The sequence below is a fragment of the Arcobacter sp. CECT 8989 genome (assembly GCF_004116715.1).
GTDB lineage: Bacteria > Campylobacterota > Campylobacteria > Campylobacterales > Arcobacteraceae > Halarcobacter.
The window spans coordinates 1-434 of record NZ_PDKE01000077.1 but is presented as its reverse complement, the minus strand read 5'-3'; the positions used below and the strand labels follow the sequence as shown (position 1 = coordinate 434).

General features: G+C 52.5%; 1 protein-coding gene. It reads right to left on the bottom strand.

The annotated features are described in order from the left end of the window. Positions 1-69: 69 nt before the first annotated feature. Positions 70-434 (bottom strand): replication protein P (locus CRV02_RS14510; protein ID WP_258239334.1); only part of this gene is annotated, 365 nt, incomplete at its 5' end.

The window sequence follows — 434 nt, the reverse complement described above, 5'->3', positions numbered from 1 at the left end:
GCGCGGCAACGTCCGGCGCACAGAAGCTATTATGCGTCCCCAGGTAATGAATAATTGCCTCTTTGCCCGTCATACACTTGCTCCTTTCAGTCCGAACTTAGCTTTGATTTCTGCGATCTTCGCCAGAGCCTGTGCACGATTTAGAGGTCTACCGCCCATGACAGGAAGTTGTTTTACTGGTTCAGGGATCGCCTCACCACGGTTAATTCTCGCAGTCATATGGACAAGCTCATCTGCGGCCTTACGGCGTAATTCCGCATCAGTAAGCGCATTGGCCCGCATGTTCTGATACAGGTTGGTAACCAGCCAGTAGTGCGCGTTTGATTTCCACGGATAAGACTCCGCATCCGGATACAGGCCTCGCTTCCGGCAATACTCGTAAACCATATCAACCAGCTCGCTGACGTTTGGCAGTCCGGCGGTAACGGATGCTT